General features: G+C 68.2%; 12 protein-coding genes. 5 read left to right on the top strand and 7 right to left on the bottom strand.

Going from position 1 to position 17,431, the window contains the following annotated elements:
* Positions 1 to 117 precede the first annotated feature (117 nt).
* Positions 118 to 2,952: an aconitate hydratase gene (locus ACFVWL_RS16400; RefSeq protein WP_387184976.1), complete on the top strand. Its 2,835-nt coding sequence runs from the start codon at positions 118 to 120 to the stop codon at positions 2,950 to 2,952.
* A gap of 156 nt (positions 2,953 to 3,108) precedes the next feature.
* The gene (gene dxs, locus ACFVWL_RS16395; protein ID WP_387184972.1) at positions 3,109 to 5,049 is read left to right on the top strand and encodes a 1-deoxy-D-xylulose-5-phosphate synthase; all 1,941 of its coding nucleotides are present in this window, start codon (positions 3,109 to 3,111) and stop codon (positions 5,047 to 5,049) included.
* 50 nt (positions 5,050 to 5,099) lie between these two features.
* On the opposite strand, the gene ACFVWL_RS16390 is transcribed toward dxs, so the two are convergent.
* From ACFVWL_RS16390 to ACFVWL_RS16380, 3 genes are all read right to left on the bottom strand, one after another.
* On the bottom strand, positions 5,100 to 5,795 hold the full coding sequence (locus tag ACFVWL_RS16390) for an SPFH domain-containing protein (protein ID WP_387184969.1): 696 nt from the start codon (positions 5,793 to 5,795) through the stop codon (positions 5,100 to 5,102).
* A 140-nt stretch (positions 5,796 to 5,935) separates the two neighbouring features.
* The gene (locus ACFVWL_RS16385) at positions 5,936 to 7,387 is read right to left on the bottom strand and encodes an FAD-dependent oxidoreductase (RefSeq protein ID WP_387184966.1); all 1,452 of its coding nucleotides are present in this window, start codon (positions 7,385 to 7,387) and stop codon (positions 5,936 to 5,938) included.
* The gene (locus tag ACFVWL_RS16380; RefSeq protein ID WP_387184963.1) at positions 7,384 to 7,962 is read right to left on the bottom strand and encodes a TetR/AcrR family transcriptional regulator; all 579 of its coding nucleotides are present in this window, start codon (positions 7,960 to 7,962) and stop codon (positions 7,384 to 7,386) included. Before ACFVWL_RS16380 ends, ACFVWL_RS16385 begins: the two co-directional genes overlap by 4 nt.
* A gap of 20 nt (positions 7,963 to 7,982) precedes the next feature.
* Between ACFVWL_RS16380 and ACFVWL_RS16375 the strand changes: the two genes are divergently transcribed.
* From ACFVWL_RS16375 to ACFVWL_RS16365, 3 genes are read left to right on the top strand one after another with little or no spacing between them, the layout of a single operon-like run.
* Positions 7,983 to 9,605, top strand: coding sequence for an FAD-binding oxidoreductase (locus tag ACFVWL_RS16375; RefSeq protein ID WP_387184960.1), 1,623 nt, complete (start codon positions 7,983 to 7,985; stop codon positions 9,603 to 9,605).
* Position 9,606: 1 nt separating this feature from the next.
* Positions 9,607 to 10,515, top strand: coding sequence for a YegS/Rv2252/BmrU family lipid kinase (locus tag ACFVWL_RS16370; RefSeq protein ID WP_387184957.1), 909 nt, complete (start codon positions 9,607 to 9,609; stop codon positions 10,513 to 10,515).
* Positions 10,512 to 12,134, top strand: coding sequence for an FAD-dependent oxidoreductase (locus ACFVWL_RS16365; RefSeq protein ID WP_387184954.1), 1,623 nt, complete (start codon positions 10,512 to 10,514; stop codon positions 12,132 to 12,134). Before ACFVWL_RS16370 ends, ACFVWL_RS16365 begins: the two co-directional genes overlap by 4 nt.
* Positions 12,135 to 12,195: 61 nt before the next feature.
* Here ACFVWL_RS16365 and ACFVWL_RS16360 read toward each other — a convergent pair whose 3' ends face one another.
* From ACFVWL_RS16360 to ACFVWL_RS16345, 4 genes are all read right to left on the bottom strand, one after another.
* Positions 12,196 to 14,355: a 3-hydroxyacyl-CoA dehydrogenase NAD-binding domain-containing protein gene (locus ACFVWL_RS16360; protein ID WP_387184952.1), complete on the bottom strand. Its 2,160-nt coding sequence runs from the start codon at positions 14,353 to 14,355 to the stop codon at positions 12,196 to 12,198.
* Between the two features lie 8 nt (positions 14,356 to 14,363).
* On the bottom strand, positions 14,364 to 15,569 hold the full coding sequence (locus tag ACFVWL_RS16355) for a thiolase family protein (protein ID WP_387184949.1): 1,206 nt from the start codon (positions 15,567 to 15,569) through the stop codon (positions 14,364 to 14,366).
* 72 nt (positions 15,570 to 15,641) lie between these two features.
* Complete coding sequence (locus ACFVWL_RS16350) at positions 15,642 to 16,835, bottom strand: ribonuclease D (protein WP_387184946.1); 1,194 nt, start codon at positions 16,833 to 16,835, stop codon at positions 15,642 to 15,644.
* Positions 16,828 to 17,409, bottom strand: a complete 582-nt coding sequence (locus ACFVWL_RS16345) for a DUF3000 domain-containing protein (protein WP_387184943.1) — start codon at positions 17,407 to 17,409, stop codon at positions 16,828 to 16,830. Before ACFVWL_RS16345 ends, ACFVWL_RS16350 begins: the two co-directional genes overlap by 8 nt.
* Positions 17,410 to 17,431 lie beyond the last annotated feature (22 nt).

Here is a 17,431-nt window from a genome sequence, read left to right as displayed (position 1 = left end):
TCGCCGGTGAGCTGCGCGGAGCAGACTGGTTAGGTCCGCCTTGCTAGCCGCAGGGGCTCGCTGGCGAGCAAGATGGAGGCGCCTGTCGCTCCCATCCGAATAGAAGGAGACGGATTCGTGTCCACGGTGAACAGCTTCGGTGCCAAGAGCACCCTGACAGTCGGCAGCACCGACTACGAGATCTTCCGCATCGACACGGTGCCCGGTTTCGAGAAGCTCCCCTTCAGTCTCAAGGTCCTCTTGGAGAACCTGCTTCGCACCGAGGACGGCGCGAATGTGACGAAGGCGCAGATCGAGGCGCTGGGTTCGTGGGATGCCGCGGCCGAGCCGAACACCGAGATCCAGTTCACGCCGGCCCGTGTGGTCATGCAGGATTTCACCGGTGTTCCCTGCATCGTCGACCTCGCGACCATGCGCGAGGCCGTGACGGCGCTCGGCGGTGACGCGAACAAGATCAACCCGCTCTCGCCCGCTGAGATGGTCATCGACCACTCCGTGATCGCGGACCTGTTCGGCTCGGAGAACGCCCTCGAGCGCAACGTCGAGATCGAGTACGAGCGCAACGGCGAGCGCTACCAGTTCCTGCGCTGGGGTCAGACGGCCTTCAGCGACTTCAAGGTCGTCCCGCCGGGAACCGGCATCGTCCACCAGGTGAACATCGAGCACCTGGCCAAGGTCATCTACGACCGCGATGTCGACGGCGTGCTCCGCGCCTACCCCGACACCTGTGTCGGCACCGACTCGCACACCACCATGGTCAACGGTCTCGGCGTGCTGGGCTGGGGTGTCGGCGGTATCGAAGCAGAGGCGGCCATGCTGGGCCAGCCCGTGTCGATGCTCATCCCGCGCGTCGTCGGATTCAAGCTCTCCGGCGAGATCCCCGCCGGCGTCACCGCGACCGACGTCGTGCTCACGATCACCGACCTGCTGCGCAAGCACGGCGTGGTCGGCAAGTTCGTCGAGTTCTACGGTGAGGGCGTCGCCTCGGTGCCGCTGGCCAACCGCGCGACCATCGGAAACATGTCTCCCGAGTTCGGTTCCACGGCCGCGATCTTCCCGATCGACGACGTGACGCTCGACTACCTGCGTCTCACCGGTCGCAGCGAAGAAGCCGTCGCGCTGGTCGAGGCGTACGCCAAGGAGCAGAAGCTCTGGCACGACTCGAACGTCGAGCCGACCTTCAGCGAGTACCTCGAGCTCGACCTCGGCACCGTCGTGCCGTCGATCGCCGGCCCGAAGCGCCCGCAGGACCGCATCCTGCTCTCGGAGGCCAAGTCGCAGTTCGAGCAGGACATTCTCAGCTACGCCTCGCCGTCCACATCGGACTCGATCGTCGATCTGGAGTCGAAGCACTCGTTCCCGGCGTCCGACCCCGGCCAGACGCCCGGTGACGAGGAGCCGACCACGCGCCCGGTGCACATCAACAGCGGAGCCCCGGCGAACGCCTCGAAGCCCGTACCGGTCACGACGCCGTCGGGGGAGAAGTACATCCTCGACAACGGCGCGGTCACTCTCGCGGCCATCACCTCGTGCACCAACACGTCGAACCCGTCGGTGATGATCGCCGCCGGTCTCGTCGCACGCAAGGCGCTCGAGAAGGGCCTGAAGCAGAAGCCGTGGGTCAAGACCACGCTCGGCCCGGGGTCGAAGGTCGTCACCGACTACTACGAGAAGTCCGGTCTCGACAAGGACCTCGAGGGCCTCGGCTTCTACACCGTCGGCTACGGCTGCACGATCTGCATCGGAAACTCGGGTCCGCTGATCGAAGAGGTGTCGGAGGCGATCAACTCGCACGACCTCGCCGTCACGGCCGTCCTCTCGGGAAACCGCAACTTCGAGGGGCGCATCAGCCCCGACGTGAAGATGAACTACCTCGCCAGCCCGCCGCTGGTCATCGCGTATGCACTCGCAGGGTCGATGCACTTCGACTTCGAGAACGACGCGCTCGGCAAGGGCACCGACGGTGAAGACGTCTTCCTGAAGGACATCTGGCCGACCCCGGCCGAGGTGCAGGAACTGGTCGACTCCTCGATCTCTCGCGAGCAGTTCATCAAGCAGTATGCGACGGTCTTCGACGGCGACGAGCGCTGGCGCAGCCTGCCCACCCCGGATGACGCGATCTTCCAGTGGGACGAGCACTCGACCTACGTGCGCAAGGCACCGTACTTCGACGGCATGACGATGGAGCTCACCCCGGTGAAGGACATCGAAGGTGCACGCGTCATGGCGACGCTCGGCGACTCGGTCACCACCGACCACATCTCGCCCGCCGGAAACATCAAGGCCGGCACACCTGCGGCCCAGTACCTCACGGAGCACGGCGTCGACCGCAAGGACTTCAACTCCTTCGGCTCGCGTCGCGGCAACCACGAGGTCATGATCCGCGGCACCTTCGCCAACATCCGTCTGAAGAACGCGATGGTCGCGGCCGTCAACGACGGGCAGGTCGTCGAGGGTGGATTCACGCGTGACTTCACCCAGCCCGGTGGCCCGCAGTCGTACATCTACGACGCGAGCATGAACTACCAGGAGCAGGGCACGCCCCTCGTCATCTTCGGTGGCAAGGAGTACGGCTCGGGCTCGTCGCGTGACTGGGCGGCCAAGGGCACGAGCCTGCTGGGTGTCAAGGCGGTCATCACCGAGAGCTTCGAGCGCATCCACCGCTCGAACCTGATCGGCATGGGTGTCGTCCCGCTGCAGTTCCCCGCCGGCGAGAGCTGGGAGTCGCTGGGCCTCGACGGCACCGAGATCGTCTCGATCTCGGGTCTGGAAGAGCTCAACAACGGTGTCACCCCGAAGACGGTCAAGGTCACGGCGACCCCGAGCGAGAACTCACCTGAGGGCAAGCAGCCGGTCGAGTTCGACGCGGTCGTGCGCATCGACACCCCCGGCGAGGCCGACTATTACCGCAACGGCGGCATCCTGCAGTACGTTCTGCGTTCGCTGGTCTGATCGCACGGAGGACGGGGCTCGGGTCTTCGGATCCGGGCCCCTTCTTCGTGTCAAGGGGGTGCTTGTTCACCGGGTTCTCCCGCGAGAGGGCGGTAGGATCGGGAGCGCGTCGGAAGCCTGTCCGACGCATCTGACGGAACCTGTGAGGAGGCGCAGATGCCCATTCTTCCGAGCATCTCAGGACCCCGTGATCTGGACGCGCTGTCGACGGATCAGCTCGACGAGCTCGCCGCGGAGATCCGCACCTTCCTTGTCGAGAACGTGTCCCGGACCGGCGGTCATCTCGGCCCCAACCTCGGTGTCGTCGAGCTGACGATCGCTCTGCACCGCGTGTTCTCGTCGCCGGACGATCCCTTCATCTTCGACACCGGACATCAGTCGTACGTGCACAAGCTCCTCACCGGACGTCAGGACTTCTCGGACCTGCGCGTCCGCGGTGGCCTCGCCGGCTACCCTCAGCGCGGCGAGAGTGCCCACGATGTGGTGGAGTCCTCGCACGCGTCCAGCTCGCTCAGCTGGGCCGACGGCATCTCTCGAGCGCTCACGGCGACCGGGCGCGCAGACCGCCATGTGGTCGCGGTGGTCGGTGACGGCGCGTTGACCGGTGGCATGACCTGGGAGGCGTTGAACAACATCTCCGACGACAACGACCGCAACCTCGTCATCGTCGTCAACGACAACGGGCGCTCCTACGCACCGACCATCGGCGGCATGTCGCGGTATCTCAACCGGGTGCGCACCGCAGCGGCCTACAAAGACCTCCATCAGCGTTCTGACCGCCTGTTCCGGGCTTTCGGTCCCGTAGGGCGTGCGGTGTTCCGCGGTGTCCGTGGTGGCACGCACGGCTTCCTCTCGCGGTTCACGAACAACGAGGCGCTGTACTCCAACCTCGACATCAAGTACCTCGGTCCCGTCGACGGGCACGACCTCCCCGCGCTTCTCGAGACGCTGGAACTGGCGAAGTCCTACGGCGCCCCGGTCATCGTCCATGCGATCACCGAGAAGGGGCGGGGCTACCAGCCGGCTCGTGACGACGAGGCCGACCAGTTCCATGCCGTCGGCAAGATCGATCCGACGACCGGGGAGACACTGTCCTCCGGCGGACGTGGTTGGACGGATGTGTTCTCCGACGCGCTCGTCTCCGTCGGCGAGCAGCGCAGCGACGTGATCGCGATGACGGCTGCCATGCTGCGGCCGACCGGGCTCGCGCCGTTCGCCGAGCGCTTCCCGGATCGGGTGTACGACGTGGGCATCGCCGAGCAGCACGCGGTCGCATCCGCCGCCGGATTGGCTTATGGGGGCCTGCACCCGGTGGTCGCGCTCTACGCGACCTTCATGGGGCGCGCCTTCGATCAGGTGCTGATGGACGTGGCTCTGCACCGCGCCGGCGTCACCTTCGTCCTCGACCGGGCCGGCGTGACTGGACCGGACGGCCCCAGCCATCACGGCATGTGGGACCTCGCGATGCTGCAGATCGTCCCGCACATCCGCATCGCCGCGCCTCGTGATGGCGCACGACTGACCGAAGCCCTTCGCGAGGCCGTCGATGTCGAGGACGCTCCGACGGTCATCCGCTTCCCGAAGGGCGAGGTCGCGGCAGATCTCCCGGCGCTCGAACGTCTGACCGACGGTGTCGATGTGCTCGCCCGCGGAGAGTCCGAGGACGTCCTCATCGTCGCCATCGGCCCGTTCGCCGAGCTCGCACTCGACGTCGCCGACCGCCTTCGTGCGCAGGGGATCGGCGCGACGGTCATCGATCCGCGCTGGGCGATCCCGGTGCAGCCGTCGATCGTCGAGCTCGCCGCCCATCATCGCCTCGTGATCACGCTCGAGGACGGCATCCGCGTCGGCGGCATCGGCACGCGCGTGCGCCAGGTGCTTCGCGAGGCCGGCATCGACACCGCGGTGGACGAGCTGGGCCTGCCCGACGAATTCATCGACCACGCCTCGCGTGACCAGATCCTCGCCGACGCGGGCCTCACTCCCTCGAAGATCGCGCAGGACATCGTGTCGCAGGTGCTCGGGACGCGTATTCCGAAGGCGCGTCACGCGGGGGAGACCGGAACCATCGACCTTCCGCTGCACGAGCGGCACTGAGTCCCGCCCCGATCTTTCGGAGCATCGCGGCGTCGGCGTCGGCGTTGGCCTCAGTTCAGGGCGTGCAGCGCCGCGACGGCCTGTGCTCCACGATCGACGTCGCGAAGCGCCGTCGACAGCAAGTAGCCGTCGGTGAGTGCATCGCCGGTGACCATGACGCGCACGAGTTCCACCCCGCAGGCACGGCGGACCTCCTCGGCGCTGGCTGCGATCACCCGGGTGTTGATCTCGTCATTGTGCGGCAGCTCGGCCCCTTCGAGCCCGCGGATGACATCTCTCAGAGCCGCGCCGACGATGTTCGAGGCTCGCTCCTTGACGTTCACGACATCGAGCTCGAAGACCCGAAGGTCGCTTCCCGTCGGTATGGGGCGCCATTCGAACGACGCGTGAACGCGATGCTGGTGGCCGCCGGCACCGCTCATCTCGCGCGCGGGTAGATCCGTCGCACGGCACCGCACATCGATGAGCTTGTACCAGTAGAACAGGGGGAACGCGCCGTGCGAGCCCGGGTCCAGGACGACGACCTCGCCGACCGCACCGCCGCGGCCTGTCGGACGACGCTGTGGGCGATTGCGGATGATCGGCTTGCCGTTGCGGGTCCGGATCGCGGCCCAGCCCTCGTCGACCGTGACGATGAAGAGTTTGAGGAGGGCGGGGAGGACCAGAAGCGTGGTGAGGATCGCCGTGCCGGTCTTCAGCAGCCCCGACATCCCCTTGCCGCCCAGCATCGTGAAGAGCATGTCCATGTCACCACTGTGCAGGGTCGGGGAGTCCCCGCGTGCCATCGGGCGGCATCGTTCGGGGGAGTTCATGCGCTGTTCTCCGCACGTTCCCCGCGACGCCGGGCGGTGGATACGCGCCGGCCCGGACCGGCGATGGGACGGGCTCAGCCGAGGTCGGCGACGGTGCGGGCGACGACGGCCTCGACCGCCGCGTGACAGCGCGCGCGGTCTGCGTCCACGAGCCCGATTCGCGTGCGGCGATCGAGGACGTCGTCCACGGTCATCGCCCCCTCGACCCGGACGGCGAACTCGACCTCGGCGGTGGTCAGACCTGTCGCGTCGTCCAGCAGCTCCTCGGAGGCGGGCACCACACGATCGACGAGTCGCAACGACGCCGTCCGACTCGGTGCTGCCTGGATGCCGCGGGTCTGTACAGCGAGATCGACCGCATCTTCGGCCATGCGTCGGTAGGTCGTGAGCTTCCCGCCGAGCACGGTGACGAAACCCGTCTCGGACGCCGACACCAGGTGCCTGCGCGAGACGTCGGCGGTCGAGTCCGTGCCGCTGTCGACCAGCGGCCGCAACCCCGCGAACGCGCCCCGCACCTGATCGCGTCCGACGGGTGCGGCGATCACGCGGTTGAGACTCCTCAGGAGGAAGTCGATCTCCGGCTCGGTCGGCTGAGCGATCCGCGGCACGGCGCCGGGGGAATCCTCGTCGGTGAGCCCGACGATCACGCGGCCATACGCCTGCGGCAGTGCGAAGACGTAGCGGCTGATCGAACCCTCGTGCGGGATCGTGAGCGCCGTCGACGGAGTCCCGAGGTCGGCGGTGTCGAGGACGATATGGGTGCCTCGGCTCGGACGCACGCTGATCGCCTGGTCGAGCGTGCCTGCCCAGACGCCCGTCGCGTTGACGACGGCTCGGGCACGGATCTCGAACCGCTCGCCGGTGGTGGTCTCCTCGACCGCGGCACCGTCCCCGCGCAGCGCGACGGCTCGCACCCGGGTGAGGATGCGCGCTCCGAAGGACGCCGCGGTGCGGGCAACGGTCGCCACCAGGCGGGCATCGTCGACGAGCTGTCCGTCGTAGGACAGCATCCCCCCGCGCAGGCCCCGAGGATCGAGAGCGGGCACCAGCCGGGTGGCGGTGCCCGCCGACACGAGAGCGGGGGCAGGGAGCACCCCACGGGGCGTGTGCGCCCGCATGCGAAGCAGATCGCCCATCCCCATGCCGATGGCTCCTGCGGTGCGCTGACGGAATGTCACACCGCACGAGAATGGCAGGAGCTGCCCGAGCGGACGGATCAGATGCGGGGCGATGGCGGTCATGAGGAGATGACGCTCGAGAGCGCTCTCCCTCGCGGTCGCGATGTCGCCGGTCGCGAGGTAGCGCAAGCCCCCGTGTACGAGTTTCGAGCTGAACCGGCTGGTCCCGAAGGCGAGATCCTCGGCCTCGATCAACGTCACACGGAGACCGCGCGATGCGGCGTCGAGGGCGACTCCCGCGCCCGTGATCCCACCTCCGATGACGAGCACGTCGACCTGTTCATCGGCCGCGACCGCGAGCTCGATCTTCCGTCGCGCGACGTTGAGCGCGGATGGATCCCGGGTCATGGACGCAACAGCCCGTCGAGCGCGGTTCGCAGCTCGCGCTCCCACGCGTCGTCCGAGATGAGGTCGGCTACCGTGCCGTGGGAGAGGACTGCGGACTGCGCGATGAGCAGCAGCATGACCGCGATCTCCTGCGGCGCGCCCGGCCTGACCGAGCCGTCGGCCTGTGCGGTGCCGATCGCCGTGGCGAGCCACTCGAGGATCATGCGCTGACTCGATCCCACCCGCTGCAGCGTGTATCGAGTGAAGGCCTCGGGCTCGTCGGCGAGCAGGCGCCCGTAGAGGGCATCGTTGCGGAAGAGGGTGGTGAAGCGCAGGACGTCGTCGACGAGGGCGGTTCGCGTGCGCGCACCCGCCGAGAACGTGGCCAGGATGCCGTCGACGCGTCGCAGCAGAGCTGCGCGGACGACGTCGTCGGCATCGCTCCAGTTGCGATAGATCGTGGGACGGCTGAGATCGGCGCGGCGGGCGAGCTCGGCGATCGTGACGCCGTGCACACCGCGCCGTTCGATCAGCGCATCGGCGGCATCGAGGATCCTCGTCTGCGTGGTATCCCACAGAGGTTGACGTTCTTCCATGATGTGTCACACTGTAACGCATGGGCCAAGACAATGGCAGGGTCGATGCGGACCCGTCGATGAGATGGAACGGCTGGGGCGATCCGGCCAAGGCGAAGGACCTGCCGCTAGCGGTGCGTGCACTGCTGCCGATGCTGCTCGGACGCGTGCGCAGGCCTGCACCGGCCATCGAGCTCGCACACGTGCAGCTGGAGCCGTCGCGGTTGACCGATGCGGACCATGCGGCGTTCTCCTCCGCTGTCGGTGCCGCACACGTCGACGACACCGCCGAGGCGCGTGTCCGCCATGCCGGGGGGCGTTCGACTCCCGACCTCCTCCGCCGTCGTGAGACCCGTCAGGATGCTCCGGATGCCGTCATCCGTCCCGCTGACCACGGCGAGGTACGCGCGTGTCTCGACGTGGCGGTCGCACAGGGAATCGCCGTCATCCCGTTCGGCGGTGGCACGAGTGTCGTCGGTGCCCTCGCCCCGGAGCGGGGCGCGCACCATGCGGTCGTGAGCCTCGACCTACGGCGTCTCAGCGGCCTGATCAGGCTCGATGAGGTCAGTGGTGAGGCCGTGCTCGCCGCGGGGACGACAGGACCCGAGTCTGAGGCGCTGCTGTCCGCGCACGGGCTCGAGCTCGGACATTTCCCGCAGAGCTTCCGCTATGCCACGATCGGCGGGTTCGCGGCCGCTCGCTCGTCCGGGCAGAACTCGGCGGGGAACGGCCGCTTCGACACGATGGTGACCGGGATCAGAGTTGCGACGCCGACCGGTGACATCGAGCTGGGGCGATCACCGGGTTCGGCCGCCGGCCCCGACCTGATCAGGGTCTTCCTCGGGTCGGAGGGGATCTTCGGCGTGATCACCGAGGTGCGAGTGCGGGTGCATCCGACTCCACGCCACCGCGTGTTCGAGTCCTGGTCGTTCCCCGACTTCGCCAGCGGAGCCGACGGTCTGCGCCGTGTCGCGCAGCAGGGCAACGGGCCCACGGTCATCCGACTGTCCGACGAGGCGGAGACGGCGGTGAGCCTCGCTCAGGTCGGCAAGATCGGGAAGGCTCTCGCAAAGGGTGCGAGCGTGGTCACCGTATATGAGGGCGATGGGATCGACGAACGACGGGCTCGTACCAGCGCCCACCTCGCTGCGGCCGGAGGAATCTCCTCGGGGGAGGGCCCGGCGGAGGACTGGCTGAAGGGTAGGTTCGACGGCCCCTATCTGCGGGACTCGCTGCTCGATGCCGGCGTGTTCTGCGAGACGCTGGAGACCGCGACGACCTGGTCGAACCTGCAGACGCTGCGGTCGGCCGTCGAAGCGGCGCTCAAAGAGGGTTTCGCCGATGCCGGAGCGAAGTCGTACGTCATGTGCCACGTGTCCCACATCTACCCGACCGGGGCGTCGCTGTACTTCACCGTGCTCGCCGGCGTCCGCGTGGATCCGCTCGGGGTGTGGGAGCCGGTGAAGGCCCGCGTCAACGACGCGATCATCGCCTCGGGCGGAACCATCAGCCATCACCACGCTGTCGGCAGGGACCATGCACCCTGGCTCGGCCAGGAGATCGGCGAGACCGGCATCCGCATCCTCACAGCCATCAAACGCGAACTCGATCCCGCCGGTGTCCTCAATCCCGGCGCCGTGATCCCCGTCGAGGGAACGCACTGACGTGGCCGAGCACATCGCCGTGCTCGCGAATCCGTTCTCCGGCAAGGGCCGGGGCGGGAGAGCAGCCGAAGCCGCCGTCCGGTACCTCCGAGATCGTGGCGCCGAGGTGCGTGTCTATGCGGGCGGTTCCGCGGCGGATACAGCTCGGCTCGCCCTCACAGCCCTGGCAGATGATCCGCGAGCGCTGGTGGTCGTCGGCGGCGACGGGACGCTGTCGGGGATTCTCGACACGGTCTGCGCCCGCACCGTCCCGGTGGTCCTGGTGCCGGCGGGCACGGGGAACGACCTCGCACGTGCTCTCGGACTGCCGCGCAACGACGCTGCCGCCGCCGCGGAGCTCGCACTCACGGGCGTGCCGCGGCCGATCGATGTCGGCGAGGTCAGCACGGCATCCGGGAAGCGGAAGTTCCTCACGATCGCTGCGTTCGGGTTCGATGCGAAGGTCAGCGATCGCACGAATCGACTTCGCTGGCCTCACGGCGCGCCACGCTACTACCTCGCGCTGCTGATCGAACTCGCACGGCTGCGCGCCATGGACTTCACGCTCGCCATCGACGGCGAGCCGACGCGACGTGCCCCGGGTACGCTGATCGCCGCCGGAAGCACCTCGAGCTACGGGGGCGGGATGCCGATCTGCGTGGGAGCGGTGCCCGACGACGGGCTGCTCGACATCGTGCACGTCGCACCTCTCGGCCGACTGCGGTTGCTGCGTCTCTTTCCGCTGCTGCTGCGCGGATCCCACCTGAACAGGCCGGAGGTCGCTCATCGCCGTGCACGCACCGTGACGGTGGTAGCGCCTGGTCTCGTGGTCTATGCCGACGGCGAGCGGATCGGTGAGGACGAGTGCACCGTCGCCGTCCTTCCCGCTGCGCTCACGATGATGGTCCCGGAAGCGAAGGGGACGCGATGAAGGGCTTCGACGAGGAGGTCGTGATCGTCGGCTCCGGGTTCGGCGGGTCGGTCGCGGCGCTGCGGCTGGCGGAGAAGGGCTACCGGGTGCGCGTCTACGAGGCCGGCCGCCGCTTCGAGGACGAGGACTTCGCGAAGACCAGTTGGAATCTCCGCCGCTATCTGTGGGCCCCGAAGCTCGGCTGCTTCGGGGTGCAGCGCATCCATCGGCTTCCGCACGTGATGATCCTGGCAGGCGCGGGAGTGGGCGGCGGGTCGCTCAACTACGCCAACACGCTCTATCAGCCGGGTGCTGCCTTCTTCCAGGATGCGCAGTGGCGGGGCATCGCCGAGTGGGAGTCGGAGCTTTCACCGCACTACGTCACGGCGAAGAGGATGCTCGGCGTCGTGGAGCACTATCCGCACACCGGGCCCGTGGAACGGATCATGGCCGGTGCGGCAGACGATCTGGGTGTCGGCTCCACCTTCCGTCATGCGCCCGTCGGCGTCTGGTTCGGCAAGCCGGGGGAGCGCACGCCGGACCCCTTCTTCGACGGCGAAGGGCCGGACCGCACCGGGTGCACGCTCTGCGGCAACTGCATGGTGGGCTGCCGGATCGGCGCGAAGAACACACTCATGAAGAACTACCTCGCGCTCGCGGAGCGTCGAGGCGTCGCGGTCGAGGCGCTGCGCACCGTGAGCGAGGTGCGGGAACTGCCCGGCGGCGGCTTCGCGGTGACGACGCAGCGCAGCGGCGCCTGGTTCCGTCGTGCGCGCCGGACGGTGACGGCTGAGCAGGTCGTGCTCGCCGGCGGCACCTGGGGCACCCAGCACCTGCTGCATCGGATGAAGGCGTCCGGCGCGCTGCCGCGGGTCTCCGACGCCGTGGGGCGCCTCACCCGGACCAACTCCGAAGCTCTCGACGGTGCGGTGGCGACGGCGGTTCCCGACTCTCTGCACCTCGCTCGAGGCGTCGCGATCACGACCTCGTTCCACGTCGATGATCGCACCCACGTCGAGAACGTCCGTTACGGCCCCGGATCGAACCTGATGGGTGCTCTGGCGACCGTTCTCGTCCCCGGCGATCGAGGCCTCGGCGCCCGTCTCGGCAGCCTCGTGTCGCAGGTGCTCCGCTCGCCGGTGCGCCAGTTCCGCCTCGGGAACCTCCGCCGGTGGAGCGAGCGCGGAATCATCGCACTCGTGATGCAGACGGCTGACAACTCGCTCACCCTGTCTCTGCGACGGCGCTTCGGCCGATGGGTGATGACCAGTGCACAGGGGCATGGGGAGCCGAATCCGAGCTACCTTCCACAGGCGCACAGAGCCGCAGCGGCGATCGCGGCCCGCGTCCAGCAGGAGGGCGGGGTGTCGACGGCGGCGCGCGGATCGTGGCCGGAGGTCTTCGGCATCCCGCTGACCGCGCATTTCCTCGGCGGCGCGGTGATCTCGGCGACGTCCGAAGACGGCGTGATCGATCCGTATCACCGGGTCTGGGGGCATCCGGGGCTGCACGTGGTCGACGGTTCGGCCGTCCCCGCCAACCCCGGGGTGAACCCGTCTCTCACGATCACCGCTCTGGCGGAGCGGGCTCTGTCGTACTGGCCGGAGGCCGGAGAAGCGGATACCCGGCCGTCACAGTAGGCGATCGACCCCAGAGACGACGAAGGGGCCGCACCTCTCGATGCGGCCCCTTCGGGTGGGATCAGCGGCTTTCGACGCCGCGGATCTGCGGGGTGTGGAACGAGCCGCCGAACGCCCGCTCGGATGCGCCCTCGCGGTCGAGGTACGGAGAAGCGCCGCCATCGATGAAGGGCCAGCCGGCTCCGAGGATCAGGCACAGGTCGATGTCCTCGACCTCGGGCACCACGCCCTCGTCGAGCATCAGCTTGATCTCCTGGGCCAGACCGTCCTGCACGCGCTGAAGGATCGTCGCAGCCGTCGCCGGTGTCTTGCCCACAGCGGGCTTCAGGACCTTCTCGGCCTGCTTGCTCCAGCCGACGACACGTCCGCCCTTGTCCTTCTCCACGACTGTGTCGAGTTCAGCGAGGGCATGGAAGTTCTCGTTGGCGTAGAACCGCTCCGGGAACGCGTGCACCATCGTGTCCTGCACATGGGCGGCGACCTTCCAACCGACCAGGTCGATCAACTGGAACGGGCCCATCGGCAGCCCGAGCGGGCCGAAGGCCTTCTCGACGTCTGCGATCGGCGTGCCCTCGTACACCGCGCGTGCGGCCTCACCCATGACCTTGGCGAGCAGTCGGTTCACGACGAAGCCCGGGGCGTCGGCGGTGAGGACCGCGTTCTTGCCCAGGTTCTTCGCGACGACGAACGCCGTCGACAGTGCGGCATCGTCCGTTGCGGGTGTCTTCACGATCTCGATCAGCGGCATCACCGCGACCGGGTTGAAGAAGTGGAAGCCGACCAGTCGCTCGGGGTGGGCGAGCTTCGACCCGATCTCCTCGACCGACAGCGACGAGGTGTTGGTCGCGAGGATCGCGTCCTCGGCGATGATCTTCTCGATCTCGCCGAACACCTGCTGCTTGACGCCGACCTCTTCGAACACGGCCTCGATCACGAAGTCGCAGTCCGCGTAGAGGCTCTTGTCGGTGGTGCCGGTCACGAGGGCGCGCAGCTTGTTCGCGGAGTCGGAGTCCAGTCGTCCCTTGGCCTCGAGCTTGCCGATCTCCTCGTGGATGTAGGCGACGCCCTTGTCGACGCGCGCCTGGTCCAGATCGGTGATGAGCACGGGCACCTGGAGCTTGCGCACGAAGAGCAGCGCGAACTGGCTCGCCATGAGTCCGGCCCCGATGATGCCCACCTTGGTGACCTTCTTCGCGAGCTGCTTGTCGGGGGCGCCGACAGGTCGCTTCGCGCGCTTCTGCACCAGGTCGAAGGCGTACATCGACGCGGCGAACTGGTCGCCGGTCACGAGCTCGGCCAGGGCCTCGTCCTCACGGGCGAAGCCTTCCGCCTTGGTGCCGCCCTTGGCCTTGTCGAGCAGGTCGAGCGCCGCATACGGCGACTTCGGCATGGTGCCGATCTTCGACTCCAGCATTCCGCGCGCCATCTTGATGGCGATCGGCCACTTGGTGAGACGCTCGATCTTGCCCGGCTCGTTCTTGCGCTCGACCTTCTTGCCTCCGAGCACGGCGTCGGCCCAAGACAGCGAGTTCTCGAGATAGTTCGCGGCAGGGAAGATCGCGTCGAAGATGCCGAGATCGAACGCCTGCTGCGGCTTCAGCATGCGGTTCTGCTTGAGCGGGTTGGAGATGACCACCTCGAGGGCGTTCTCGATGCCGATCAGGTTCGGCAGCAGGTAGGCGCCACCCCAACCGGGGATGATGCCGAGGAAGACCTCGGGGAGCGCGACCGCGGCGGCAGACGCGTCGACCGTGCGGTAGCTGGAGTTCAGTGCGATCTCCAGGCCACCGCCGAGGGCGAGGCCGTTCACGAAGGCGAACGACGGGACACCGAGGTCGCCGAGCTTGCCGAGCACCTTGTGGCCGAGCTGCGCGATGAGACGTGCGTTGTCGCGCGAACCGACCTTGCTGATGTCGGACAGATCAGCGCCGGCCGCGAGGATGTACTGCTTCCCCGTGATGCCGACGGCCTGGATCTCGCCGGCCGCGGCCCGTGCCTTGAGCCCGTCGAGGGTCTCACCCAGCTGCGTGAGCGTCGCGGGCCCCAGGGTGTTCGGGCGGGTGTGGTCACGACCGTTGTCGAGCGTGATCAGGGCGAGCACCTTGCCAGAGGCCAATCGGATGTCACGTACGGGCGACTGCGTGATGACCTCGCCCTCGGTGAGCGCCTGGATGGGGGAGAAGTCGACCTTCGCGTACTGTTCGGAAACCGTGTTCGTCATGTCCGCGCTCACTTCTTCTTCTTGCCGTCGTAGTGCGGGTTCTCCCAGATGACCGAACCGCCCTGACCGAGGCCGACGCACATGGCGGTCAGGCCGTAGCGGACGTCGGGGCGCTCGGCGAACTGCGCCGCGAGCTGGATCATCAGACGCACACCGGACGCTGCCAGCGGGTGTCCGAGAGCGATCGCGCCGCCCCACTGGTTGACGCGGGGGTCGTCGTCGGCGATGCCGAAGTGGTCGAGCAGCGAGATCACCTGGATGGCGAACGCCTCGTTGAGCTCGAACAGGCCGATGTCGTCGATCGTGAGGCCGGCCTTCTTGAGAGCCTTCTCTGTCGACGGGATCGGTCCGATGCCCATGATCTCCGGCTGCACGCCGGCGAACGCGAACGAGACCATCCGCATCTTCGGCGCGAGTCCGAACTCCTTCACCGCGCCGCCACCGGCGAGGAGCGACATCGTCGCGCCGTCGGTGAGGGGGGAGGAGGTGCCGGCCGTGACGCGCCCGTGCGGGCGGAACGGCGTCTTGAGAGCCGCGAGGTCCTCCATCGTGGTCTGCGGGCGACGGCCCTCGTCCTCGGTGGCGAGCCCCCAGGCGCCGTCGGCGCTCTTGGTGGCCACGGAGACGAGGTCGGGCTGAATCTTGCCGGCGTCGTACGCGGCCTGCACCTTGTGCTGGCTCAGCATGCCGAACCGGTCCGAACGCTCCTTGGTCAGGTGCGGGAAACGGTCGAAGATCCGCTCTGCCGTGACACCCATGTTGAGGGCGCCGGGGTCGACCATCTTCTCGGCGACGAAGCGCGGGTTCGGATCCGCGTTGGCACCGATGGGGTGGTGGCCCATGTGCTCGACACCGCCGGCGAGGGCGAAGTCGTACATGCCGACGCCGATCGACGCGCCCATGGTGGTGACGCTCGTCATCGCGCCGGCGCACATGCGCTCGACAGCGAGGCCGGGCACGGTCTGCGGAAGCCCCGCGAGGATCGCCACCGAGCGCCCGAGCGTCAGCCCCTGGTCGCCGGTCTGGCTCGTCGCGGCGATGGCGACGTCATCGATGCGGTCGGCCGGGACGGCGGCGTTGCGCTCCATCAGGCCGATGGTCGCCTTCACGGCGAGGTCATCCGCGCGGGTGTTCCAGTACATGCCCTTTTCGCCGGCGCGCCCGAAAGGGGTGCGTACTCCATCGACGAAGAAGACGTCCGAGATCTCGGCCACTCTGCCTCCAAGTTAGTGCGTGGCCCCAGTCTATGAAGCCCGAGAAACGGGGAGGAATCGGTTGGTTCGAACCTACGAAGCGGGTGCGGGGGTCGTGTCGGGCGTTTGCGCGGCTTCTACAAAGGCGGCCGCGATCTTCTGTGCGGTCTGTTCAATCTGCCACGGGCGCGCGCCCAGAGCGGCCAGCGCAGCACCGATCTCCTCCGGCGTCTCACCGGGCAGGTCCCACGCGACGCGACGGAGGTGCTCGGGAGTGAGGAGGTTCTCCGTCGGCATCCCCAGTTCTTCGGCGACGGCTTCCACGACGGGTCGGGCTGCCTTCAGCCGTGCATCCGCTTCGGGGTTCCGATCGGCCCACGCTCGAGGAGGAGGGAGGGTGTCGCTGGGCACGCGTTCGCGGGGGAGCTCTTCCGAGGCCCGTCCGTCGACGATCGCCTGCCACCAGCGGTCCAGCTGCGAGCGGCTCGCGCGCCCCTGGAACTCCTTGATTCCCGCCAGTGCCTGCTTCGACGGCGGGTTCGCCATCACCGCCGCCACAAGGGAGCGGTCCGGCACGAGGCGTCCTGGGGACACATCCTGGTCCTGCGCGTACGCCTCGCGGGCATGCCAGAGTGAGCGGGCCACGGCGAGGTTCCGGGCTCCGCGCACCTGGTGCAGGCCGCTGAGCCGACGCCAGGGATCTTCGCGCGGCGGCTTGGGAGCGCGGGCCAGCGTGGCGGCGAACTCCTGGGCGGCGAACTCCGTCTTGCCCTGCTCCTCGAGCTCGAGCACGAGGATGTCTCGGACGTCGATGAGGTGCAGCACGTCGAGCGCGGCGTACTCGAGCCACGAGTCGGGCAGCGGTCGCGTCGACCAGTCGGCCGCGGAGTGCTCTTTCTTCAGCGTGATGCCCAGGGTGTCCTCGACGACAGCGCCGAGTCCGACGCGCTCATGCCCCAGAAGACGCGAGGCGAGCTCGGTGTCGAAGATCACCGGGGGCTCGAGGTGCAGTTCCCGCAGCGACGGCAGATCCTGGCTCGCAGCATGGAGCACCCACTCCACGTCACCGATCGCCTCCTGGAGAGGCGTGAAATCACCGATCGCCGGCGGGTCGAACAGGAACACCCCGGCGTCACGACGGAACACCTGCACCAGGTAGGCCCGCTGCGAGTAGCGGAACCCGGACGCGCGCTCCACGTCCACGGCGACGGGTCCGGTGCCGGCGGCGAGCACGGCGCAGGCAGCGCGGAACTCCTCAGCATCCGAGATCACGGAGTATTCAGTCACGTACAGCCTTTCGCGCGCCGATCACGGCGATGCCCTCGGAGCCGGGCGGAAGTCCCGCCAGCATTCCGACCAGCTCGGCCCATGCTTCGACGTGCGGTCGGAACGGGCCCTCCGGAGTCCAGGACGCCCGCAATTCTATCTGGGCGCCGTCTCCTTCGACGGCGAGCCCACCGAATCCCTTCGACAGCGTCTTCGTCGAGGTGCCCGATTCCGAGTGATAGACCGCCTCGCGCGAGTCGAGTGCATCGACCAGCCACGACCAGGTCACGTCGGCGAGAAGCGGATCGGTCCCGATCTCGGTCTCGAGCGGAGCCTGCGCGAACATGACGACACGCCACGACCCGCCCCAGGCGCCGGGCTCGTCCGGATCGTGCAGCAGGACGAACCGGCCGGTGCCGTAGACGGACTCGCCGTCACCCTCCGGGCGCACGTCGGCGGCGAGCGCGATGGCGAAGGGCGCGAGGCCCTGCGGTGTGGCGATCTCGCGCACCGTGATGTCATCGCGGAACTCGGTCTCGCGCAGTTCAGCCACGGCGCTCTCGAAAGGCGTCCCGGCCTCGGGGTGTGCGGTCACGGCAACAGGCTAGAGTCAGGAA

The organism is Microbacterium sp. NPDC058269 (genome assembly GCF_042881445.1).
Taxonomy (GTDB): domain Bacteria; phylum Actinomycetota; class Actinomycetes; order Actinomycetales; family Microbacteriaceae; genus Microbacterium.
This window is presented reverse-complemented; position numbering and strand designations above follow the sequence as displayed.

Excerpts from the sequence above, each read along its gene's own strand:
- dxs (WP_387184972.1), top strand. The coding sequence starts at position 3,109 with ATGCCCATTCTTCCGAGCATCTCAGGACCCCGTGATCTGGACGCGCTG.
- ACFVWL_RS16365 (WP_387184954.1), top strand. The coding sequence starts at position 10,512 with ATGAAGGGCTTCGACGAGGAGGTCGTGATCGTCGGCTCCGGGTTCGGC.
- ACFVWL_RS16360 (WP_387184952.1), bottom strand. The coding sequence starts at position 14,355 with ATGACGAACACGGTTTCCGAACAGTACGCGAAGGTCGACTTCTCCCCC.
- ACFVWL_RS16390 (WP_387184969.1), bottom strand. The coding sequence starts at position 5,795 with ATGGACATGCTCTTCACGATGCTGGGCGGCAAGGGGATGTCGGGGCTG.
- ACFVWL_RS16385 (WP_387184966.1), bottom strand. The coding sequence starts at position 7,387 with ATGACCCGGGATCCATCCGCGCTCAACGTCGCGCGACGGAAGATCGAG.
- ACFVWL_RS16380 (WP_387184963.1), bottom strand. The coding sequence starts at position 7,962 with ATGGAAGAACGTCAACCTCTGTGGGATACCACGCAGACGAGGATCCTC.
- ACFVWL_RS16375 (WP_387184960.1), top strand. The coding sequence starts at position 7,983 with ATGGGCCAAGACAATGGCAGGGTCGATGCGGACCCGTCGATGAGATGG.